Raw genomic sequence first — 25,300 nt, forward strand, 5'->3', positions numbered from 1 at the left:
CATTTCCTCCTTAATCCTTTTGTTAATTCGCAAGCTTAACTCATATGATACAATTATACAACAATTTAACTTAATTGGTAAGCATATATTAATTAATATTTATTCTCGATTATTATAATTTCTAAATTTGACATGAGCTATTTAATATGATACATCTAAATTATACAAACCTTATTTTTTATTATATATATATGTTAATCTTGACAATAAGAAGGCGGTGATTGAAACTTGATATTTTCTAATCTTACTATAGATAATAATGAACCAATTTATATTCAAATAGAAAAACATATACTAATAGGTATAAAAAATGGTGAATTAAAAAAAGGCAGTAAACTTCCTTCCACAAGAGAAGTGAGCAAACTTTTAAATATAAGTAGAAATTCTGTTATATGCGCTTATGAAAAACTAGAAAGTATGGGAATAATAATTACAAAGAAAGGTATTGGTACTTTTATTTCCATTGAAGAACAAAATGAAAGATATGAATATAGCGTAGATTTTATAGATAGAGTTAATCATTATGGCAACACTTTAAGAAATCTTGATATTATAAAAAAAGAATTTCCTTATAAAAAAGGTATGATATCATTTAAATCCATTTCTCCAGAAAGTCATCTTTTCAATTTAGATGATTTTAAAAGATCTCTTTTAGACGCTTGGACTTTTGAAGAAGCCAATTTATTAAATTATGGATATGCAAAAGGCTATAAACCATTAATTAATTATTTATTTGATTATATGAAGGAAAAGCGAGTTAATACAGATAATAAAGATATTTTAGTAACTAATGGCTTTACCGAAGCTTTCGATATAATAATAAGTTCATTGACAAATAAAGGTGATGTTATTTTATGTGAAGAACCTACTCATAATACTGCCTTAAAGATTATGAAAGCATATGGATTAGAGGTAATTCAAATTAAAATGGATAAAGAAGGTTTAGACCCGAATTCACTTGAAGAAGCTTTAGAAAAATACAACCCTAAATTTGGTTATCTAATACCTTCTTATAACAATCCAACTGGAATTGTAACAAAAACTGAAAGAAGAAAAGAAATATATAAACTTTTCAGGAAATACTCAGTCCCTATAATCGAAGATGGTTTTAACGAAGAATTGTTGTACTCAAGTTCTCCAATTGATCCAATAGCCTCTTTATGCGGCAGTGGCAATGGTGTTATTTATATAGGAAGTCTTTCGAAGATATTATTTCCAGGGCTTAGAATTGGCTGGATATTAGGAGATACTAAACTTATAGATATTTTAGAAAGTGTAAAACGTGGAAAAAACATTCACTCTTCTTTTTTAGATCAAAGTGCTTTTTATTATTATTTAAAAAGTGGTGCGTTTAATAGATATGTAAAAAATGTTCGAAAATATTATAGAGATAAATACAATTTGGTTATTGAAATGACAGAAAAATATATACCTTATGAATATATAACTGGAGAAGGCGGACTCCACGTTTTTATAAAATTAAAAAATAACCTTGATGCAAGAAAACTTTTAGAATTGTGTTATAAAGATAATGTTTTATTTATGCCTGGCGATATTTTTTATGAAAATATTAATACTAATGAATTTATTGAAAAAAGCAAAAATAATCTTAAAGGTAAAGATACCTTTAGAATAGGTTTTGGTAGAGTAAGTGATGATGATATAAAAAAAGGTATTAAATTAATTGGCGAAAACATACAAATATTATCACAAAAATAGACAGCTTGTTCAAAACTGTCTATTTCCATTTTATAATCAATTTCTTGGCTCTTAGTAGTTTAATATTTATCAAATTCTTTATCACTTAAATCAATATTTAAGTGATTTGATGTTGCTGCTACTTCTCTATATGCTACATTGCTTTCATTATTATAATATCGTGTATTCATATAATCCTCATTTTCATTATTCAACTTACTATTATTATTTTTTAATTTGAAATTAGAAACCATACGTTTAAGTGATTCCGATTGACTTGAAAGCTCTTTACTAGTTGATGCACTTTCTTCGGCGGTGGCTGAATTTGTTTGAACAACTTGTGACACCTGTTCGATTCCTACGTTTATTTGTAAAATACCACTAGCCTGTTCTTCTGAAGATGCTGCTATTTCAGCAACAAGTTTTGCAGCTTTTGATACTCCCTCTACTATTTCATCTAGAGCTTTTGCTGTATTATTTGCAATTTCAGTTCCTTTTTCTGATTTTTTTATAGATCCCTCAATAAGAGCTGTGGTTTCTTTAGCTGCATTTGCACTTCTAGCTGCCAAGTTTCTTACTTCCTCTGCAACTACTGCAAAACCTTTTCCATGTTGCCCTGCTCTTGCTGCTTCTACCGCCGCATTAAGTGCAAGTATATTAGTTTGGAATGCTATTTCATCTATTACTTTAATAATCTTTGAAATACTAGCAGAAGACTCATTTATTTCACCCATAGACTTGAGCATTTCGTTCATATGTTTATTGCCAACCTCTGCATTATCTTTTACACTAATAGCTAAATCTTTAGCTTGGCTTGCATTATTAGCATTTTCTCTAGTCTGTGCTGCAACTTCAGTTATAGAAGATGTTAATTCTTCTATTGCACTTGCTTGCTCTGTAGCACCTTGTGCTAATCCTTGACTAGCATATGAAAATTGGCTTGCTCCTGCATAAACTTGATCGGAAGCAGCATTTATATCGCCGAGTACTGAATTTAGTGAATTTATTATGGTATTTAATGAAGTTGAAATACTTTTGAAGTTTCCATTAAATTCTTTAACATTTTCAAGTGCAAGATTACCTCTCGAAATTTCCTGCATTATTTCAGAAATTTCTCCCACAACATCTTTTAAATATTCTTCAGTGTTATTTACAGCCTTCGTTAACACTCCGAATTCTCCCCTATACTGTCCATTAATAGAAACTTCTAAATTCCCCCTAGATATTTCACTCATTACATTAGTAACTTCTTTAATTGGTATTACCATTGCTTCTATTAATTCATTTATTCCTTCCACTATCTTCTTAAAGTCTCCACTATGTTTTGCTGCATCTGCTCTTGTATCTAATCTTCCTTCTGCAGCTGCTTTTGATAACATATTAGCATCCGTAACTAACGCTCTTATATTGTCTATACAATTGTTTAAGTTGTTCTTTATTTCATTGAAATCCCCTTTATAAGTGTCAGTTATCTTCTCTGGTATATCTCCTTTACTTATTCTATCTATATATTCTGCGGTTACATTAATTGGTGCTACAAAAGCATCTATTAACTCATTAATTCCAACAACTATTTCTTTCCATTCACCTGAATATAAGTCGCCATTACCTCTTACATCTAATTTTCCTTCTATTACATCTTTAATAAGTTTATTAATCCCCTTATTAAGTTCTCTAATAGTTTCTATAGTTTTCTTCAAAGCTGGAGATATTTCATCTTTTCCATCTTTTAAAGTTATATTAACACTAACATCACCTTCAGAAATCTTATTCATAACTTCAATTACAGAAATTTGCAAATCATCTGCAAAGGTATCCATAGCATTAGCCATTTCTCCAACTTCATCCTTTGTATTTATATTCAATCTTTCTCCAAGATGTCCTTTTCCCATTTCTTGAATCATATTTACAACTCTTTGTATAGGCTTACTAATCATTCCTGAAATTATTATTACTAGAGCTATAGAAAGAATTATTCCTACACCTATTGTTACTAGCATAGAAATTATTGCTGTAGCTGCAGTTTTTGAATTAATATCTGATTTTTCTCTCGCTTGGGCTTCTTTTATGACTATAAGTTTTGTAATTGTATCATTAATATTTTTTGCAATTTTACTACCGTCTCCATCCATAAGACTAATAGCTTCATCCTTTTTATTTTGATTGAATAAATCAATTACTTTATCTCTAATTGGTATATATTTCTCTATGTTTATTCTTAAACTATTATATTCATCCGTTACACTTTGAACTTTAATTGTAGTTTTGAATTCATCTAAAGCCTTATCTACCTCTTTGTCATTTTGAACTATAATTTCCTTATTTATACTTGTATTATTATCTATTATCATATTCCTAAGTTCTATTCTATTTTTTTGTATATTATCTTGCACAGTATTTAATAAAACAATTGGTCTTGTATTAGCTTCATATAATTCTGTATCTAATACATCAATACTGTGAATTTCTACAACACCAATTAACCCAACTATACCCATTAAAATAATAACTAAAGAAAAAGATGCTATAATTTTACTTCTTATTTTTAAATTTTTAAACCAGTTCATATAAACCCCTCCTAATTATAAAATTTATATAATATACTTAATTCTCAAAATACCACTTTATCATTCTTTGTTTTTAGTTCTTCTATTTCCTCTTCTTCAAGAAGCCTATAACAATCTATAAGAAGTTTTACTTCATTTCGAACTTTACCAATGCCTTTTATAAACTTATTATTATTGTCTCTATTTAAGCTTGTCTCTGGTTGAGGCGAAATATTTTTTTCTTCAATATTTACAACCTCTAAAACTCTATCTATTACTAATCCAACACTTGTGCTTCCTATTTCAATTACTATGATACAAGTTTTATCATCATATTCCTTTGCTTCTTTTTTTAACTTAAGTCTAACATCAATTACAGGAATTATCTTACCTCTAAGATTTATTACCCCTTTAACATAATCCGGTAATTCAGGAACTTCTGTTATTAGCTGAATGCCTATTATTTCTATTACATATTCAATATCAATGCCATATGATTGATTACCAATTAAAAATATAAGATATTTATCTTTTTGAGTATCTTCTTCAAATTCATCAATTTGATTTAATAAATCTAACAATTTTGATCACCTCTTTGTTTTATTAATCTGCACTTTTATACCCTCCAAATAATTACTTAGTTTGATGCCTAGCTGTAAAATTTTCATCAAATACCTATCAATTATGTTTAAATATAAAAAGTTAATCCAGTTACAATATTAATTAACGCTCTTAATTGCAAATTAATCGATGTTTGAAGCAAGCCAAGCGTTATTAATAAATATTTTATATTATTCCACTTAATTCTTTCAGAATTTTCAGATATTTAATAATATATAAATAAACACTTAACTTTATTATCTTATTGAATATATAAGTTAGCATATCCCCTCCTAATACAAATTCTTCTAATCGTTATATTACTGTAAACTTTAACTATAATCTGTTAGAGATGTTATTCATTAAAAAAGTTTTTTATTAAGCCTTTAATTTTTTAATTCGATTAATGAAATTTTCTCCATAATATTCCCTATGTTTTCAATATATTTTATATTATTCATTAATCTTTACCCTCACATAGATAAACTTAATCTTATGAAGATAATTATTAATTACAAGGAAAAATAACAGCACTGCTTGGATAATACTATAACAAATTTCATAGATTAAATAATTAATTATTTACTTATAATTGTACGCTTACTTGTAATTTTGTCAATACTTGTCTTTTATATTTAGTTGAAATATAATCATATAAAATATTTTTCTACAATTAATCTTATTTTTACCAATAATTCTACATTCTTCTAGTATACAGCAATTCATTATATATTATTATTTTACATACGATATATAATAAATTTCAGTTAAAATACGAATTTGGTCTTACAGTTTATAATAAATATCAATCTAACAATTACTACATGAATTATTATTCCTAAGTGAAAATATTTCTATTATTATTTATATCAATTTGTATATTACGATTAAACACTATATAACGTATGTATCGCAGAGCAGAATTTTGTTTCTAACTTTTTTGTAATTTCCCATAATGTTGGATATATGAATAAAAACCACTGATTTATTCATCAATGGTTTTTTCTTAATCCAAATACTTATATATTACATTTCCTGATAATATTATTTCTAATTATTTTTTAAATTTAGCTTTTCCATTACTGTTTCTAATTTTTTTATATCAATAGGCTTATTAGCGTATACTTCACAGCCACTATCAAAAGAGTCTTTTACTACGTCAACATCATTAAGTGCTGTTGTCATTATAATTTTCACCTTTTTGTCACCTTCAATACCTCGCTGCCTTTCAACTTCTCTTATTGTCTTAAGAACTTTAACTCCATCTACTTTTGGCATCATAATATCTAAGCATATTAAGTCATATGGTTCTCCTTCATCCAATGCTATTAGATAAGCATCTAACCCTTCCATTCCATCTACTGTTATATCACATTCTCCATAGCTTGACATAAATTTAAACAGGAATTTTCTGCTTGATAAATCATCTTCTACAATTAAAATTTTCATTAAAATACTCCTCCTTTGAATAACAGCCCCAAATTTAATATTTAAGCGTTAGTTCTTAATATATCATATATCTTATTAAAATTATCTTTGATTTTAATATCGTCTTTTTTTCTAGCAGCAAGTTCAATTTTAAAGGCTAATGCCTTTATGCTGCTCAATTCATTTTCTTCAGCTCTTGATTTTATTTGATGGGCTATTTTTTCAATTTCATCATAATTTTTTAAATTATTTTTTTTCAGCTTAAAACACGAATTCAAATAACTCATTAAATTTAACAAATCCGTTTCTGTTTCTTTTCTTATATTTTCTTTACCTATATGTTTTCCGTTGTTTTTCAAATAAGCAGAAATAATATCATCATTATTTTTATAATTCATTTTTTCAATTTCTTTTAATTTTTCATTAAGTTCATTTATATTTACTGGCTTAGAAATATAGTCATCCATACCTTTACATAAGAACTTTTCCTTATCACCCTTTAAGGCATATGCTGTTATAGCTATAATTGGAATATGCTCTCCTGATTTTTTCTCATTTTCCCGTATAATTTGAGTAGTTTCAATTCCATCTAATTCTGGCATTTGAATATCCATCAAAATAATATCAAATTTAATATTCTCTATTAATTTTAAAGCTTCAACTCCATTAGCTGCTGTTTTAACTTTACTATAACCTATCTCATTAAGCATTTTCTTTATAACTATTTTATTAATTGTATCATCTTCTACTACTAAAACACTTTCATTTTTTAAAACTTTTTCTTTATTAATATTACTATCTGGATCTTCGATTATTTCTTTTTCTTTAGCCTGTAGCAGCTTTATAGTAAAATAAAATTTACTACCAATTCCTATTTCACTTTCAACTTCAATATGACTTCCCATTAATTCTGCAAGTTCTTGAGAAATTGCCAATCCCAAACCTGTCCCCCCATATTTTCTAGTTATGGAACCATCAACTTGTGTAAAACTTTTAAATATATATTTCATTTCCTCTTCACTAAGACCTATTCCCATATCTTCAACAGAAAATTTAATTTCATAAACATCATTAAAACTATTTACTTTATTTATATTTACCATAATAATGCCGTTATCTGTAAATTTTACAGCATTTGAAATTAAATTATTTAAAATCTGTTCAATTCTATAACCATCTCCAATTAAGATTTTAGGTATATTCTCATCAATATGATAGTATAGTTGAATATATTTTTCCTTTGCTTTAATTAAATTAGTATCTATTACTTTTTGTATAAGGCACCTAATATCGAAATCTATTTCTTCTATAATAACCTTTTCTGCCTCAAGCTTTGATAAATCTAGAATATTATTAATTAGTGAAAGCAAAGTATGTGCACAATTTTTTACTATATTTAAATTTTCTTTCTGTTCTTGTGTTAGTTCAGAAGAAAGCGTCAAATCTGTCATTCCTATTATTCCGTTTAAGGGCGTTCTAATTTCATGACTCATATTAGCCAAAAACTCACTTTTTGCTTTATTAGCAGCTTCTGCTGCTTCCTTAAGTTTTAAAAGTTCCTCCCGTGTTTTTTTATCACTTGTAACATCTAAGTCAATACCTACAAATCCTGAAAGTTGCCCATTAGTTAAAAAAATTGGATTTGCTCTGCTTAAAATATTTTTATATTCTCCATCAGTTGTCTTTAATCTATACTCACTTCTAAAAGTTTGTTTATTCTTATAAGCTTTGATTAACTCCTTCTTGTAATTTTCAACATCATCAGGATGCATACCTGAAATAAAATTTTCTTTTATTAATTTCTCTCTAGTTTCACCTGTTAACTTCTCCCAGTTTTCATTAAAATACACGTAATTTTTTTCCGAATCAGTTTTCCACAGCATATCTGGAAAATATTTTATAATTGAATAATAAAGATTATTTACTGCCAGAACCTCATTTTGCATACTTTTGTATTCTGTAATATTGGAAGCTGCAATAATTATTTGATTTTCCCCATTTTGTATAATTGGAATTGCTTTAGTATTTAGCCATAATGACTCTGATTTACCGCCCCTTAATACATTAATTTGTATTTCAATAATATCACTTGGTTGATGTTTTTTTATAGTATCATTTACTAAGACCCTTAGCTTACACCAATCACAATTTTTACTATATCCACATCCTTTAGATGATTCAAAGCTATTGACGCAACCTATGTAATTTCCTACAATTATATTCCCATTATCAATTTTATTAAAAATATTATCAGATAACATATTGGTATATTGTATCCTTAAATCTTCATCAACAACAATAATTATCATAGGAATATAATTAATAAACTTTTCTAATTCAACTTTACCAATTCCCAATTCCTCCATAAATATCCCTTCCTACAATCCTATTCTATGTAGCAATTTAAGAGAAGAAAGTTTAAAAAACACAACTTCTTTAAACTCTCAACTTTTCTCTTTTAAATTACAGATATTTAGTATTTTCCAAAATCTTTTCCATCTAATGATATTTTACTTCTATTTGATGTAGGCGCTGCTTCTTGAAATACATCATCATATTCTTTCGAATAAATTTGTTTATTTCTATAAGAATTAAAGTTACTGTTTACAATTTTATTTGAATTAGCCATTCTCTTTAATTTAAAGCTAGAAACCATTTGTTTTAATACTTCTGATTGACTAGAAAGCTCTTCGCTTGCAGCAGCACTTTCCTCCGCTGTTGCTGAATTTGTTTGAACAACTTGAGATACTTGATCAATTCCTACATTTATTTGTGATATACCAATTGCTTGCTCATTTGAAGATGCAGCTATTTCTGCTACAAGAGTTGCTGCTTTTGAAACACCACTAACTATTTCCTCTAAAGCTTTCGCAGTATTATTGGCAATTTCCGTACCATTTTCGGCTTTCTTTATAGAGCCTTCTATTAAAGCTGTAGTTTCCTTAGCTGCATTTGCACTTCTTGCTGCTAAGTTTCGTACTTCTTCAGCTACTACTGCAAACCCCTTACCATGTTGGCCAGCTCTTGCTGCTTCTACTGCCGCATTAAGTGCAAGTATATTAGTTTGGAAGGCTATTTCATCTATTACTTTTATTATTTTTGAAATATTTGCTGAAGACTCATTTATTTCGCTCATAGACTTAAGCATTTCTCCCATATGCTTATTTCCTTGTTCTGCATTTTCTTTTACTTTAAGAGCAAGTTCCTTAGCTTCATTTGCATTAGTAGCATTTTCTCTAGTTTGTGCTGCTACTTCTGTAATAGAAGAGGTTAATTGTTCTATTGCACTTGCTTGTTCTGTAGCTCCTTGCGATAGTGCCTGACTACCATCAGAAACCTGTCCTGCTCCAGTAAATACTTGTTCCGCAGCAGTATTTATCTCACTAAGAACTGTATTTAAAGACTCTATTATTGTATTTAGAGAAATAGATATACCCTTAAAATTCCCATTGAAATCTTTTGAATTTTCTAGTTCAAGATTTCCCTTTGAAATTTCACCAATAATATAGTCAATTTCTCCCACAATTCCTTTTAAACTATCTTCTGTATTATTTATAGCACTTGCTAATACTCCAAATTCTCCTTTATAATCTGTACTCATTGGCACTTCTAAATTTCCTTTAGAAATTTCACCCATGACATTAGTTACTTCTCTAACTGGCTTTACAATAGCTTCTATTAATCCATTAATTCCAATTACAATTTCTTTCCAAGCTCCTGAATATAGATGTTCACGACCTCTTGAATCTAAATTACCATCAGCTGTTTCCCTAGTAAGATTTACAAGTCCAGTATTTATTCTATTAAGAGTTTCTACAACTAATTTTAAAGGCGGAGTTATTTCATCTTTTTCATCTTTTTCAACTAAACTTATATCAACATCACCAGCAGCTATTTTATTCATAACTACAACCACATTATTCTGTAAATTATCTGCAAATGAATCTATAGCTTTAGACATTTGTCCTAGCTCATCATTTGTATTTAACGCTACCCTTTCACTAAGATGCCCTCTCTCCATTTCTTGAATTACATATAGTACCCTTTTTAGTGAGTTAGTAATTACTTTAGAAATATACAGACCAATTAGTATTGATAAAACAATTACCAAAGCAATTACAACAATCATTATTATTGTTGTTTCATTAATATCTTTAGAATTTGTGTCTATTTTTTGTTTTGCTGCATTAACTTTTGCTGCTACTAAATTCTTTATAGCTTCTTCTTCAGCTTGTCCTAGTTTGACATTTTGGTTGTTCTTTTCAATTGCTTCTTCCTTCTTACCTGCTTTTGCAAGCTCTATAACTTTATCAAGTTCTGGTCCATAAGCATCCCTAGTTTTTGAAAAAATATCAAATTGTTTTCTTACTTCAACTGTTACAATTGTTTTTTCAATTGAAGTTTGTAATTTATCAATGTTTAATCTTGTTTTTTCAATTTCTTTTGCAGTTGCTGCAGCTTCTTCTGTTGATTTTGCATTTATTAAATCTCTTACTTCAACTCTTAAGGTTTGAAAGTTACTACTCAACTCTCCTAATTCTGAAATTGGAACTGTCATATAAATATATAACTCTGTATCTGAATCGTTAGCTTCCTTCAAAGAATAAATTCCATATAATCCAGAAATACCCGAAATTATTGATATTATTACAAAACTAAATATTAATTTTTTGTTCATTCTTAAATTATTAAACCATTTCATTTGTTTTTCCCCCTTCTAATAACCCCTCTAATATTAAAGATAAAATGGATAACATATCCATTTTATCTTACTCCAACTTATCTCCTAATACTTATCAAACTGATTATCACTTAATGATATTTTTGATTTAGTTGACATTGCTGCTTCTTGATATGCTTCATTATAATACTTTTCTTTTTTATTTGTTTTAAAATTAGTGTTTAAAATGCTATGTCCATTTCCACTATTTTTTAATTTAAAACTAGAAACCATGTTCTTAAGCATTTCAGATTGACTTGAAAGTTCTTCACTAGCTGCTGCACTTTCTTCTGCTGTTGCCGAATTGGTTTGAACAACTTGAGACACCTGATCAATTCCTACATTTATTTGAGATATACCAATAGCTTGTTCATTTGAAGATGCTGCTATTTCTGCTACAAGGGTTGCTGCTTTTGAAACACCACTAACTATTTGATCTAAAGCCTTTGCAGTATTGTTTGCAATTTCTGTACCCTTTTCAGCTTTCTTTATAGAACCTTCTATAAGCGCTGTAGTTTCCTTAGCTGCATTTGCACTTCTAGCGGCTAAATTTCGAACTTCTTCTGCAACCACTGCAAATCCTTTACCATGTTGACCAGCTCTTGCTGCTTCTACAGCTGCATTAAGAGCAAGTATATTAGTTTGGAAAGCTATTTCATCTATTACTTTTATTATTTTTGAAATATTTGCTGAAGATTCATTTATTTCGCCCATAGATTTAAGCATTTCACTCATATGCCTGTTGCCTTCTTCTGCATTTTCTTTTACATTTAAAGCAAGATCTTTCGCTTGATTTGCATTAGCCGCATTTTCTTTAGTTTGAGCAGCAACTTCTTCAATAGAAGAAGTTAATTGTTCTATTGCACTTGCTTGTTCTGTAGCTCCTTGAGATAAAGCTTGGCTACAATCTGAAACTTGGCCAGCTCCTGTAAACACTTGCTCAGCAGCGTTGTTCATTTCAGTAAGTACTGAATTTAGAGATTCTATTATAGTATTTAATGAGAAAGAAATACTTTCAAAGTTTCCATCAAATTCTTTAACACTTTCTATCGCAAGATTACCTTTTGATATTTCTCCTATAACTTCAGAAATTTCTCCAACAACAGCTTTTAATCTTTCCTCAGTAGTATTTACTGCGTTAGCTAAAACTCCAAATTCACCTTTATAGTCTCCTTCTACTGGAACTTCTAAATTACCCTTTGATATTTCTCCCATAACATGGGTTACTTCTTGAATTGGTTTTACCATTGCTTCAATTAATTTATTTACGCCATCTACTATCTTTCTAAAATCTCCACTGTGTTTTGATGCATCTGCTCTTGTAGTTAATTTTCCTTCTATTGCTGCCACGGATAACATATCTGCATCATGCACTAGATTATCTACTGCATCTTTAACATCCACTAAGCTATTAGATATTCCCTTAAATTGGTCATAAACTTCTCCAGTATACTTATCTGCTTCTTGAATTTTAATATCAAAATTTGTATTTCCACTTGATAATAATTTTAAATTATTTTCAAGCCTCTTAACTTCTGTCTTAGTATAATCACTTACTCTAATAATAGAAGTTAAATCTGTTACAACTTCAACATATCCGACATTTTCCCCATTTTTATTCTTTAAGTAAGAGGTATCTTGCTTATTGCTCATGCCGCACCATTCAAAGAAACTTTCTGTTTTACCTTTATGAAGCTGCTTAATACCGCATTTTTCAGTATTACATATATTAGCTCCTGCATGACTACAAGCTAATCCACAGCCTGATTTACGGTCTCTAATAACACCTTGCTCAATCATTAATTTTTCAAAAGCCTTATTCATATGCGTCCAATTCATATCGTTATCTGTAACATGAATTGGGAAAGGTATAGCATCTATGATTGCTTCATACCAAACAACTTTATCCACCACTGTATCTAATGTAGCATTCACACCATCTATTACATTTTTAAATTCACCTTCATGTTTTGATGCATCTGCTCTTGTTTCAAACTTTCCTTGAATAGCTGCATTTGATAGCATATTCGCATCTAACACTAATCTAGTTATATTTTCCACAACTTTCTTCAAGGCAGGTACTATTTCATCTTTTTCATCCTTCATGGAAATATCAATGTTCATATCTCCATTTGCAATTTTATTCATTGCACCAATAACATCCTTTTGCAAAAATTCCACAAATGAATCCATTACTTTAGACATTTGTCCAATTTCATCAGTTGTAGAAATATTAGTTTTTTCACTGAGTTTACCTTTACTCATTTCTGTTAACATAAACAATACCCTATTTATTGGTTTGCTAATTATTCCTGCTATCAATATTCCTAATAATATAGAAAGAACTATCCCTAAAAATATTATTCCAATCATAGTAATCATTGCAGTATTGGCTGTACTTGCATTAGTTTCAGCTTTTACCTTACCATGCTCTTGTTTTAATGCAATGAGTTTAGCAGCTGAATCATCAATGTTTTTTGCAAGAACACTTGCTTCTCCATTCATTAACACAAATGCTTCATCTTTTTTGTTTTGTATTGCCAAATCAATTACCTTATCTCTGATAGGTATATATTTATCCATATTGTTTTTCAAATTATTATATTCATTTATTAATTCTTGATCTTTAATTGAACCTTTGAAAGCCTCTAATGATTTATTAATTTCTTTATCATTTTCAATGACACCATTCTTGTATTCAATGTTTTTATTAGCATCATTTTCAATAATAATATTTCTTCCTAATACTCTATTTTTTTGTAAATTAACTTGGACGGTATTAATAAATCCAATAGGTACAGTGTTACTTTCATATAATTCTGTATCCAGTTTGCTTATTTTTTGAAGATTTAAGATACCAATAAACCCAACAAGTCCCATTATCACTATAATTATTGAAAATGCAATTAAAATTTTATTTCTTATTTTTAAATTTGCAAATTTATTCATTATTATCCTCTCACAATTTCTCTTGAAATATCTCTCCAAAATACCCAGCAATTCTTAAATTCTATTGAATTTCCGAATTTTTTAATTCTTCTATTTCCTCTTCTTCAAGAAGTTTATAGCAGTCAATTAGAAGTCGAACTTCATTTTGAAGCTTACCAATCCCTTTTATATATTTATTAGCATTATCCCTATTTGTACTAATCTTTGGTGGCTCGGAAATATTATTTTCTTGAATATTTGCAACTTCTAGAACTGTATCTATTATTAACCCAATTGATATATTATCTATTTCAACTACAATAATACAAGTTCTATCATCATATTCTTTTTCTTCCTTCTTAAACTTTAGCCGAACATCCATAACAGGTATTATCTTCCCTCTCAGATTTATTACTCCTCTAATATAATCTGGTAATTCAGGTACCTCCGTTATTGGCTCAATACCTATAATTTCTATTACATATTTTATATCAATACCATAAAATTCTTTACCAATAGAAAATATAAGATATTTATCTTTTTGGGTATCCTCCTCGTTTCCAATTATCTCCTCTAGCAAATTCTCCATATACATTCCCCCTATTTGTATAACTTAATTATCAAAATTTATATTACTCTAATCCATTGAATTAGATTTGATAACTTTAAAATTTAATATATTTCTAATTAGCATTTAAAGGTTGACGTATTTAGCAAAAGTAAATCTTATAAATTGACAATTTCAGATATATCAAGTATTAGGCTTATAGTCGCATCACCAAGCAAAGAACAGCCACTTACACCTTTAACTCTTTTAATATAATCAGGAAGAGCCTTTATTACTACTTGTTGTTCTCCAATAAGCTTATCCGCAAAAATACATTTAGTTTTTCCTTGATCTTCAACCATGATTACAATTCCATCTTCAATTTTTACTACATCTGTTTTTATATCATACAATTCGTGAAGCCTTAAGATCGAATAGCATTCTCCTCTGATAAGTATCATCTCTTTATTATCTAGATCATTGATTACATCTTCCTTTTTCATTATGAAAGACTGTCTAATGGATGTAACTGGAATTGTAAAAGACGATTTTCCAACTTTTATAGTCATTCCATCAACAATAGCAAGAGTTAATGGGATCTTAATTGAAGTTGTAGTTTCTTTTCCTGGTATGCTATCAACAGTTACAGTTCCCCTAATCTTTTCTATTTCTTTTGTAACTACATCCATCCCAACTCCACGTCCCGAATACTCCGTTACATTTTCATTTGTTGAAAATCCTGGAAGAAATATCATAGAATAAATTTCTTTATCTGTTAATTCACTTTCTTTACCTTTTATTAATCCATGATTTCTTGCTTTTTCTAATATCTTATCTTTATTAAGCCCCTTACCATCATCCTTAATAATAATCCAAACTTCTCCACCTGTATTTTTTGCTTCAATTGTAATTTTTCCTTTTGCAGATTTCCCATTATCTACTCTATCTTCACTTGTCTCGATTCCATGATCCATTGAATTTCTTATTATGTGCATTAAAGGATCCCCTATATGCTCTATAATATTCTTATCAACTTCAGTGTCTTGTCCAATTATTTCAAGTTCCGCATCCTTCCCCAACTTTTTACACATGTCTCTCACTATTCTGTTCATTTTATTTAAAGTTGGTGCAAGGGAAACCATTCTTATGGACATAACAACGTCCTGAAGATCAGAAAGTCTTTTTCTGTGTTGTCTTGCTGCTTTATTAAAATTATCTAATTGCAGCCCTGAAATATCTGGATTTTTAGTAACCATTGCTTCTGATATTACTAATTCACCCACTAAATCCATAAGCATATCTAATTTATTTACATCAACACTAATTAGATTTTGCTTATGATTAACCCTCGTATTCACTTTTTCATTATCATTTCCATTACTTCTATTTTTATTTAAAATTTCAGTTGAAACATCTTCCTTTTTATTAACACTTTTTTCTAACTCATTTTCATTCTTTAATTCCTCAATTTCAAGTTTACTTAAAAATACTGTATCCTTAAACAATTCATTAACTTCTTTAATAGCCCTATCAGTTTTAAAGATTATTTTAAAGCCTTGTTGTTTTATTATTTCCGACGTATCATTATTTTCAATAATATCCTCTGGCTCATATGATTCTATTTCTAAAGTTTCTTTAAGATTATGAATAACTGTAAAACATCTTATATTTTCCATACCACAATCTTCTTCGAAGAATAATGTTGCACAAAAGGAATTAGTATTAACATCAGTCTTATCATTGCTTAAATAATATTTTTGCTCTGTGCTTAATGATTCATTTTTTTCTGAACTTCCGTCTTTTCCGAATCTTCTGATAATTTATTAGATTTTTTTAAGACCTTAAGAAATTTATTTGCTTTTTCTATAAACTCAGAAAAGTCTCCATCTGCTTCTCTATCATTATTTATTTTTTCTGTTTCTGCTTTTATTAGGTCACTTCCTTCTAAAACCAAATCAGTAAGCTCAGAATAATTAATCTTTTCAGGTTTAGATTCCCTTATAAAATAGAACAGATCTTCAATAGTATGAGAGAGATTAGATATATTATCAAACATCATCATTCCTGAAGATCCTTTTATCGTATGCATTATTCTAAATATTTCATTTATTGCATCTGTTTCAATTTTTTTAATTTTTTCACTATCCATAATAAGTTGTTGGAGTTGTTCTATCATATCAAATGTTTCAAAAATAAACATTTCCAACATAGGTTCTTTTTTCTTCATAATTCCCACCCCTTTTTTTACCACATTTACTTAAATACACTTAGAGCTTGTACAAGTTTCTCTTCTTTAAAAGGCTTTACTATAAAGCCTTTAGCTCCTAAAGTAATTGCTTCTCTAATTCGTGGTTCTTGTCCCATAGCACTTAAAATAACTATATTTGCTTTAGCATCAATTTTAATTATTTCAGCTAAGGCTTGAATTCCATCCATATCTGGCATAGTTATATCCATTGTAACTATTTCAGGCTTTAAAATTTTATACTTTTCAATAGCATCTCTGCCATTAACTGCTTCACCTACAACTTCAAACCCATTTCTTTCAAGAATCGTTTTTAGCGATAACCTCATAAAAGCAGCATCATCAACTACAAGAACTCTCTTCATCTCTCAAACCTCCCAGCATGCTTATAAAAATATATTGATAAACTAAGCTATTCCATTTTGTTGTATATAAATTTAACCCACACATATACAATTTATCTTATTTAGCTCAACACCCATGTAAATATTTGTCATTTACTATCCAATTTCTATACTTAAAGTCTACCTAATTACAATTGTACCATTTTATAGATATATGTCAATCGTTGTATTATATGGTTTTAATATGTGTTAATTCTTTTATAATTTAGAGTAAACTTACACTATATTAAATCTAATAAACATTGTTCTTAAAACTTATTAACAAAAACATATTATATAACTTTTAAATCAATTTAAATTTCTTAAGTCCATTGTAAATCCCATTATTTTCAATATTATCCGTCTTATACTCCACCATTTCAAGGATTTCAGAGTTGCTATTTCCCATGGCTATTCCATACTTAACATATTTAAGCATATCAATATCATTTGCACTATCTCCAAAAGCATATGTATCATTTATATCAATTCCTAAGTATTTAATAATTTCCTCGATTCCTTTTGCTTTGGAAAATCCCTTAGGAACCAATTCAACAAGTCCTGAATTGTGGTAAATTGGGTCAAATTCTTTATTTAGTTCTTTATATGCTTCTTTAAAATTACTATGCTCGTCCATTTTACATGTAATCTTATTAACATAATGTTCTTCACCTGTAATTGGCCTTATTTTTTCACCAAACATGCTTTTAAATTTATTCACAGAATACTCACTATAATCTGAAGAAACATTATCATCCATATATAAATAATTTCTACCTTCTAAAATACAAAACACCTTGTATCTTCTTAAAATATCAACTGCTTTATCTATTATTTCTTTTTTTAAATCCACATTATATATTATCTTTCCTTTATACTCTACATAAGTACCGCAAGCCGCAAGTACACCATCAAAGCCTAGATCAACTAAATCCTCTGAAATTATTGCCCTTGTTCTACCAGTAGATATAAAAGCTAAATTTCCTTTATTTTTTAATTCACAAATTCCCTTTACTGTACTTTCTGGAACCCCTATCTTAGGGTTATATAACGTTCCATCAATATCAAAAAAAACAGCTTTTTTTCCCATTTTTATTCCTCCATTGTTGTATTATAAATACCTTATATATTTATAATACAACATTTTTCTTAATAATGGATTTTTTTGTGTATACTAATATGAAAAGTTTTATTAGCAAAAACAAAAAGACCTGTGTCCATTCTATATGAAACCAGGTCTTATGATGACTAAAATTATATATTTAAAAGCAATTTTATTTCATAACCTTTCTTAAAAGGTTAATCTTATCTTTAAATGGCGCAAACCTAAAAGAAAACTCTACAAAAGTTCCTCTTTCTATTACTCCCTTTTCATGTGTAAAAGTGTTAAAACTTTTCTCTCCATGATACGCTCCCATTCCACTTGTACCAACCCCTCCAAAAGGAAGATTTGTAGTTCCGACATGAAGAATAGTATCATTTATTGTAACTCCTCCTGACGAAGTTTCTTTAATAATCTTTTTTATGTTATTTCTATCTTCTGAAAAATAATATAATGCAAGTGGCTTATCTTGTTTATTTACATATCTTATTACCTGCTCCAAATTATTAAAAGTCATTACTGGAAAGATTGGTCCAAATATCTCTTCCTTTAATACATTTGCATCTTCCTTTATATCAGTTATAATAGTGGGCCCAAAATATAACTCTTTTTCATCATAATCGCCACCATAATAAATATTTCCTTCACATAAATATTGATATAGCCTTTTTATTTCACGCTCGCTTATTATTCTAGGGTAATCTTCACTTTCTTTAATATTTTCTCCATATTGAAGATGGAATTCCTTCACCATTAATCTTAAAAATTCCTCTTTAACCTCTTCTTGAATAAACAAATAATCTGGTGCAACACAAGTTTGCCCTGAATTCAATAATTTTCCCCAGACAATTCTTTTCGCTGCTTTTTCTAAATTTGCATCCTTATCTACAATACAAGGACTTTTACCACCTAATTCTAGGGTTACAGGAATAAGCCTTTTTGAAGCTTTCTCCATTATTATTTTACCCACCTTTATGCTGCCAGTAAAAAATATATAATCAAATTCTTGTTCTAATAATTCTTCAACGCACTCTTTTCCTTCATTAGCACCTACAACTTTTATATATTCTTCATTAAAATTTTCATTAATAAGCTTTTCAAGCAATTGTGCTGTGTTTACTGCATGCTCAGATGGTTTTATTACTGCTGTATTTCCTGCTGCAATAGCTCCTATTAATGGTAAAATTACTAATTGAAAGGGATAATTGAAAGGACCTATTATTAAAACTGTTCCATAAGGTTCTTTTTCAATATAATTTTTGCTTGGAAAAAACATAAAGGAACTTTTAGTTCTTTTTCTTTTGCTCCATTTCTTAATATTTTTTATATGAATATTTATTTCTTCATATACCATAGCAATTTCACTCAAATAACTTTCAAATTCTGATTTATTTAAATCTTTCTTAAGTGCTTTTATGATTTCCTGCTCATTTTCTTTAACCAGTTTTTTCAACTTTATTAAGTTTTCTCTTCTGAAATCTATATTGGATGTTTTTCCGTTTTGAAAAAATTCTTTTTGCTTCTTCATGATATTGCCAATTTCCATATTCTTCTTCACCCTTTTCTATTAAAATTTTCTTAAACTTATAAATTTATATTCTCTTTCAAAATTATTAAAATACTCTACTCAAAATAAATATTTAAGTTTCCATCATCATACTTAGCTTTTATTATTTCCTTTGATTGAAGTTTAGTTGGCAATATTAAGCTTCTCTTTTCATTTTTAACTCCAATTGTAATTTCATCTCCACTTTGAGATAATTTCAACTCACTTTTATTTATAAATGGCATTTTTATACTAAGCTTATGAAAGTTTTTCTCTTTTTTAACTGTAAATATCTTATCTTGAAAAAGCACACTTTCAGGCTTTACTTCCCCGTAAATTTCATTAGCAACCTTTTTTAACATTTCATATCTTCTAAGTTCATCCTCCATTAGCTCTAACTTAAAGATAGGAATATCCTTAAAACTACTTATGATATCCTCTATATTTTCACCTTGTATCTTTTTCCAGCCTTCAAAATACCCCTTTAAAGATGCCTCTGGGAAAATTTTATTTACTATTATTCCATCAACATTGTAATCAAAAAGATGAAGATAAGAAAAACTTCTCTTTGCTTCCTTTACAACTATCTTTTCAGGTGTAGTTACTATTCTTATGCTTACAACCTCTTTATTTTGCATTAAAGAATGAAGTTCATTAAGTTTGCTATATAAATTTTCAATATCATCAAAGGTTTCTTCCGTTGGAATTGGAATTTTCATAGTTGCTTCAACAATTGGTTTTGCAATTTTAGCGCCCTTTCTTTTAATCGGGAGTATTTTCTCCATCCACCACTTAAATAAATCTGGAAATTTCAGAAGTGACATTGTTTCTCCTGTCGGTGCACAATCCACAATCAATACTTCATATTTACCTTCATCATATATTTCTTTAATTTTAATCAATGACAGCAATTCTTCAAAGCCTGGAAATACAAGCAATTCTTCGCTTTCAATGGTTTCTTTTGACTTTAAAAACATGAGTTTTTCGATATATCCTTTTAAACTTCCCCATGTTTTTTCATTTTCTATAACTGTATCTATTTCCATTCCATAAAGATTATCAGCTATTTTTATTGGTTCATTACCAAGCTTAACATCAAAAGAATCACTTAAACTATGAGCTTGATCTGTACTCATTATTAATACTTTCTTGCCTTCTCCTGCTATTTTACAAGCTGTAGCAGCAGCTATACTTGTCTTTCCAACGCCGCCTTTTCCTGTATATAATATTATCCTCATCTTCAATCCCCCCTAGTTAAAATCCACACTTATTTTCTTTACATTTTTACTATCTTTATTGCAATTATCATCAGAATTACATTTACTATTCTCATGTGCCTCCTCTGATAAAATCTCAAAAGCCAAATCCTTTATTAATGAAAATGCTTCTTTTTCAAATGTATCTATCCTATCTTTTAATCTCTCTGGTATTATTTCTTTAATAGCCTCATATTCAAGCCTCTTTGCCTTTATCATTTTTTTTGCAAATTCTTTATTCATAAAAACCAACTCCTCTTAGTTTTTAATTTCATTAATTATATATCTACTTAAGACTTTAAAAGTATTAAATAAAACAATTCTTATGAATTCTATATTTAAGGTAAAATGTATTTTTTATTTTATTCTCCAAAAACAATACACAATTTTTCATTTTCTAGCTTAGCTGATGAAATGTCATATTTCCTAATTACATTTGGTATTGGTATATTTCTTTTGAAATTACCTATTTTTATAATTATATCCGAACCTGATTCAAATAAATCAAAATCTGTTTTATCAGCAAATGGTATATAAACGTTAAGGCGATAACCTTTATCTGTCTTTTCAAAAATTTCATTTTGACTTTTCTTTAAAACCTTAAATAAATCCTTATCCTTAAGAGAATCTTTTATAACTCTCTCTAATCCTGCAATTCCATTTATATCAACTTCATACCATTTTATTTTATAAGTTGGAATATCGCCAAATATTGAATTTAATTCCTCTAAATATTTATTTTGAAGCTGTTTCCATTTGTCAAAAAAGCTATTTTCAATACCTTCTGGAATTATCCTATTAATATATAGCCCATCTACATTAAAATTATATAGATTTAAATACATATAGCTTCTTTTGCTTTCCTCTACAACCATTTTTTCAGGTATAGTAACAATTCTAATACTACATATATCTTTATCCTTCAATAACTCTTGTAAGTTTCCAAGCTTAACATATAATTTTTCTACATCACTCATAGCTTCTTCATCTGGCATTTCTAACTTAAACGCTATTTTAGAAATAGGTCTTAAAACTTTCAATGCAATTTTTTCTATTGGAAATAATTTTTCCATATACCAAGAAAGAAGTTCTGGAAACTTTAATAAAGCTAAGGTTTCTCCAGTTGGAGCACAATCCACAATAATCAAATCATATATATTTTCGTCATAGAGCTCTTTAATTCTAATTAAAGAAAATAACTCCTCAATGCCTGGAAAAACAACAATATCATCTAAACTTTCAGCGTTTTCCTCACTTAAATTAGGAAACATATTTTTAAGAGCATTAGAAATATTTCCATAATTCCTTTCCATTTCATGATTAGGATCAATTTCTAAAGCATGAAGATTTTTTATTACCTCTACTGGCTCTTCTTTTATTTCCCTTTCAAATATATCTCCTAAATTGTGCGCCATATCTGTGCTAACAATTAAAGTTTTTTTACCTTCCCTTGCTGCTTTTACACCATGTGCTGCTGCAGTACTTGTTTTTCCTACTCCACCTTTTCCTGTAAAAATAATTATTCTACCCATAATAAACCTCCTATAATTCGTAGCAAGATTAATTCTTGCCTCGAAGTATTTTTTATTTTTTAAAGTGGCTTAAACCACTTTAATATAAATATTTTAAGTTTGATAAACAATATTTCTTAGATCATATATATTGATTTTGTTTTTATTCTATAATTATTCTCTTTACTTTTTTGCTTTGTTTTTCCTCTTCAGTTATGTTAGGATTAGTTTTTAATATTGAAATAACCTTTGTAACAATACTTATAACTGACTTTTTTTCTTCTTCTGTTAGTGCCTCATATATTTTTCTAAAATAATATTCTATATGAGTTTTCTCATTTAAAATAAAGTCCTTACCAATTTCAGTTAAACTTATCATTACTACTCTTTTATCTTGAGTATCTCGTATTCTTTCAACTATAAGCTTTTTTTCTAATCTGCTTATAACTCCTGTAGCTGTATTTAAAGGAGCATTAATATATTCGGCAACTTCACTCATGTTTACTTTACCTTTTCTATAAATCAAAAGCATAGCTAATATTTCGTTCTTAGAATAATCTAAAAATGCATTACTCCATTTATCTGGAAACAACAAAAACTTACATTCATCTATGCAGTTAAAAATTAAACCCTCAATATTAAAATCTTCATTTATTGTCATTATAATTCTCCTTTAAATAGTTCTTTACACGAAGTATATTTTTATTCTAGTCTCGAAGTATATTTTTGTCAACTATTTTCTATAAATAAAAATCCACGATAATACCGTGGACTTTACTTTGGATACAATAACTAGTATATATGGTTAAAGATTCATATACTTTACTTTAACACCTTCAACATCAAGTAATTCTTTTTCTAGTACTTCTACTTCCTCTAAACTAGAATGAATATGCAATATTATCAAGCCTTCTTCTGAACAAGAATCCTTACTGACCTCATGAAGGCCAATTCTAGTTTTTATAATGCATCCATGTTTAGTTAACACAGTTTGAACTTGTGGTGCATGAACACTCCTTGGATCAATAGTTACAGCCATAATTGTAGTTTCCATAAGTTATCTCTCCTTTTTGTATTAAAAAATATTTTCACTAGTTTATTATATCCAATTATATATTTTTTAAATTAATACCGCCACCTTACTTTAATACTTATATTTCCATGTAGTTCCTTCTTTAGTATCAATAATTTCTACATTTTCTTCAAGCAAAATATTTCTTATTTCATCTGATTTTTCCCATTGCTTTTTTTCTCTTGCAGCTGCTCTTTCTTTTATAAGTTCTTCTATATGCTTAATTCGTTCATCATCTAATTTAATTTTATCTTTTTCCTCTATCAAATTCAAACTAAAAATTTTATCAAATTCATTAATTAGAAATTTTTTTTCATAATTATTTAGTTCCTCATCCTTTATAACACTAAATAAAACAGTGAGTGCATTTGCCATATTTAAATCATCCTCTATGCATTCTTTAAATTCTGACTTATACTTTTCTATTAACTTATTATTTGTACTTTCATGTTTATCAATATTCTCAATAATTACTGCTATTTTTTTCTTTAAGCTATCAAATGACTTTTTAGCTTCCAACAACCTTTCATAGCTAAAAGCTAATGTTTTTCTATATTTTGATTGTAATATATAATATCTATAATCTAATGGAGAAAATCCATCTGTTATTAATTTTTCTAAAGTCAAAAACTCTCCTGATTTAGACATTTTTTCGTTATCTGCTGTTGTTAAAAATTCTCCATGTATCCAGTAATTCACCCATTTATGACCTAATGCACATTCTGATTGTGCAATTTCATTGGTATGATGCACAGGTATATGATCTACCCCACCACAATGAATATCTATATACTCCCCTAAGTACTTTATTGCCATTGCGGAACATTCTATATGCCATCCTGGAAAACCATTTCCCCAAGGAGATTCCCATTGTAAAATATGATTATCATATTTAGAGTTAACAAACCATAATACAAAATCAAGAGGATTCTTTTTAAAATCATCAATTTCCACTCTATTTCCTGGTTTAAGTTCTTTCATATTTAAATTAGCTAATTTATTATAATCTCCAAATTTATCTATTGAAAAATAAACATTTCCATTTGCAATATAAGTATATCCATTTTCCTCTAATTTCTTTATTAAATCTATCATTTCTTGAACATAGTCTGTTGCTCTAGTTATTATATTCGGTAATTTTACATTTAATCTTTTTAAGTCTTTAATAAAACTATCTTCATAAAATCTAGCTAATTCTAAAACACTTTTATTTTCTCTTTCAGCTCCTATTTTCATTTTGTCTTCTCCCAAGTCTTCATCTGACTGCAAATGACCTACATCTGTTATATTCATCATATGATTAACTTCATATCCTTCATACTCTAATACCCTTTTTAATATATCCTCAAATACATATGTCCTTAAGTTTCCGATATGAGCAAAATTATACACTGTGGGTCCACAAGCATACATTTTTACTTTACCTGTTTCAATTTCCTTAAATTCTTCTTCTTGCCTAGTTAATGTGTTATAAATTTTTAATGGCATGTTTTTTCCTCCCAATATTCATATAACTTTATTTTTTTTAATCCTTGGACTCTTTTACATAAAAAATAAAAAGCTGCACATTTTCTGTAGTTTTCCTAATAAAAAAGAAAACTACAGAATCATCTGCAGCCTATTTTCAACACTTATAATTTATAGAATTAAGTATTTAGATATTAAAATTAACTTTCTACTGCAATTGTTTTTAAATTTTTATTATTTTTAAAACAACA

The 25,300-nt window shown here is 28.2% G+C and carries 19 protein-coding genes; 1 reads left to right on the top strand and 18 read right to left on the bottom strand.

Features of this window, described 5'->3' with window-relative positions:
• Window positions 1-228: 228 nt before the first annotated feature.
• Window positions 229-1,719: a PLP-dependent aminotransferase family protein gene (locus tag GXK56_RS03340; protein ID WP_160685004.1), complete on the top strand. Its 1,491-nt coding sequence runs from the start codon at window positions 229-231 to the stop codon at window positions 1,717-1,719.
• A 59-nt stretch (window positions 1,720-1,778) separates the two neighbouring features.
• Here the strand turns inward: GXK56_RS03340 and GXK56_RS03345 are convergent, their stop codons facing one another.
• The 18 genes from GXK56_RS03345 to cysS all read right to left on the bottom strand — a co-directional run bounded on the left by GXK56_RS03345 (window position 1,779) and on the right by cysS (window position 25,070).
• On the bottom strand, window positions 1,779-4,265 hold the full coding sequence (locus GXK56_RS03345) for a methyl-accepting chemotaxis protein (protein WP_160685007.1): 2,487 nt from the start codon (window positions 4,263-4,265) through the stop codon (window positions 1,779-1,781).
• Window positions 4,266-4,309: 44 nt separating this feature from the next.
• The gene (locus tag GXK56_RS03350) at window positions 4,310-4,825 is read right to left on the bottom strand and encodes a chemotaxis protein CheW (protein ID WP_160685010.1); all 516 of its coding nucleotides are present in this window, start codon (window positions 4,823-4,825) and stop codon (window positions 4,310-4,312) included.
• Between the two features lie 1,069 nt (window positions 4,826-5,894).
• A complete protein-coding gene (locus GXK56_RS03355; RefSeq protein WP_160685013.1) occupies window positions 5,895-6,293 on the bottom strand; it encodes a response regulator in 399 nt (132 codons plus the stop codon).
• Window positions 6,294-6,334: 41 nt separating this feature from the next.
• The gene (locus GXK56_RS03360; protein ID WP_202127817.1) at window positions 6,335-8,638 is read right to left on the bottom strand and encodes a response regulator; all 2,304 of its coding nucleotides are present in this window, start codon (window positions 8,636-8,638) and stop codon (window positions 6,335-6,337) included.
• Between the two features lie 107 nt (window positions 8,639-8,745).
• Window positions 8,746-10,974 (bottom strand): methyl-accepting chemotaxis protein, encoded by a 2,229-nt coding sequence (locus GXK56_RS03365; RefSeq protein ID WP_160685016.1) that lies wholly within the window; start codon window positions 10,972-10,974, stop codon window positions 8,746-8,748.
• Window positions 10,975-11,058: 84 nt separating this feature from the next.
• Window positions 11,059-13,941 (bottom strand): methyl-accepting chemotaxis protein, encoded by a 2,883-nt coding sequence (locus GXK56_RS03370; protein ID WP_160685019.1) that lies wholly within the window; start codon window positions 13,939-13,941, stop codon window positions 11,059-11,061.
• Between the two features lie 61 nt (window positions 13,942-14,002).
• Window positions 14,003-14,509: a chemotaxis protein CheW gene (locus GXK56_RS03375; protein WP_160685022.1), complete on the bottom strand. Its 507-nt coding sequence runs from the start codon at window positions 14,507-14,509 to the stop codon at window positions 14,003-14,005.
• 137 nt (window positions 14,510-14,646) lie between these two features.
• The gene (locus GXK56_RS03380; RefSeq protein WP_347707933.1) at window positions 14,647-16,143 is read right to left on the bottom strand and encodes a chemotaxis protein CheW; all 1,497 of its coding nucleotides are present in this window, start codon (window positions 16,141-16,143) and stop codon (window positions 14,647-14,649) included.
• A 92-nt stretch (window positions 16,144-16,235) separates the two neighbouring features.
• Window positions 16,236-16,694, bottom strand: coding sequence for an Hpt domain-containing protein (locus GXK56_RS28695; protein ID WP_347707934.1), 459 nt, complete (start codon window positions 16,692-16,694; stop codon window positions 16,236-16,238).
• Between the two features lie 26 nt (window positions 16,695-16,720).
• Window positions 16,721-17,077, bottom strand: coding sequence for a response regulator (locus GXK56_RS03385; RefSeq protein ID WP_160685025.1), 357 nt, complete (start codon window positions 17,075-17,077; stop codon window positions 16,721-16,723).
• A 322-nt stretch (window positions 17,078-17,399) separates the two neighbouring features.
• Window positions 17,400-18,185: a Cof-type HAD-IIB family hydrolase gene (locus GXK56_RS03390; RefSeq protein WP_160685028.1), complete on the bottom strand. Its 786-nt coding sequence runs from the start codon at window positions 18,183-18,185 to the stop codon at window positions 17,400-17,402.
• Between the two features lie 184 nt (window positions 18,186-18,369).
• Window positions 18,370-19,743 (bottom strand): aldehyde dehydrogenase, encoded by a 1,374-nt coding sequence (locus GXK56_RS03395; protein ID WP_160685031.1) that lies wholly within the window; start codon window positions 19,741-19,743, stop codon window positions 18,370-18,372.
• Window positions 19,744-19,820: 77 nt separating this feature from the next.
• Window positions 19,821-20,981 carry an ArsA family ATPase gene (locus GXK56_RS03400; protein ID WP_160685034.1) on the bottom strand — a complete coding sequence of 387 codons (1,161 nt, stop codon included), beginning with the start codon at window positions 20,979-20,981 and terminating at the stop codon, window positions 19,821-19,823.
• A gap of 12 nt (window positions 20,982-20,993) precedes the next feature.
• Entirely contained in the window at window positions 20,994-21,242 is a 249-nt protein-coding gene (locus GXK56_RS03405) for a hypothetical protein (protein ID WP_160685037.1), read from the bottom strand.
• Window positions 21,243-21,361: 119 nt separating this feature from the next.
• Window positions 21,362-22,531, bottom strand: coding sequence for an ArsA family ATPase (locus GXK56_RS03410; RefSeq protein ID WP_160685040.1), 1,170 nt, complete (start codon window positions 22,529-22,531; stop codon window positions 21,362-21,364).
• A gap of 142 nt (window positions 22,532-22,673) precedes the next feature.
• Complete coding sequence (locus GXK56_RS03415; RefSeq protein ID WP_160685043.1) at window positions 22,674-23,171, bottom strand: MarR family transcriptional regulator; 498 nt, start codon at window positions 23,169-23,171, stop codon at window positions 22,674-22,676.
• A gap of 144 nt (window positions 23,172-23,315) precedes the next feature.
• A complete protein-coding gene (locus GXK56_RS03420; RefSeq protein ID WP_160685046.1) occupies window positions 23,316-23,564 on the bottom strand; it encodes a hypothetical protein in 249 nt (82 codons plus the stop codon).
• Window positions 23,565-23,654: 90 nt separating this feature from the next.
• The gene (gene cysS, locus GXK56_RS03425) at window positions 23,655-25,070 is read right to left on the bottom strand and encodes a cysteine--tRNA ligase (protein WP_160685048.1); all 1,416 of its coding nucleotides are present in this window, start codon (window positions 25,068-25,070) and stop codon (window positions 23,655-23,657) included.
• Window positions 25,071-25,300 lie beyond the last annotated feature (230 nt).

The sequence above is a fragment of the Clostridium sp. C2-6-12 genome, assembly GCF_009928485.1.
Taxonomy (GTDB): Bacteria; Bacillota; Clostridia; order Clostridiales; family Clostridiaceae; genus Clostridium.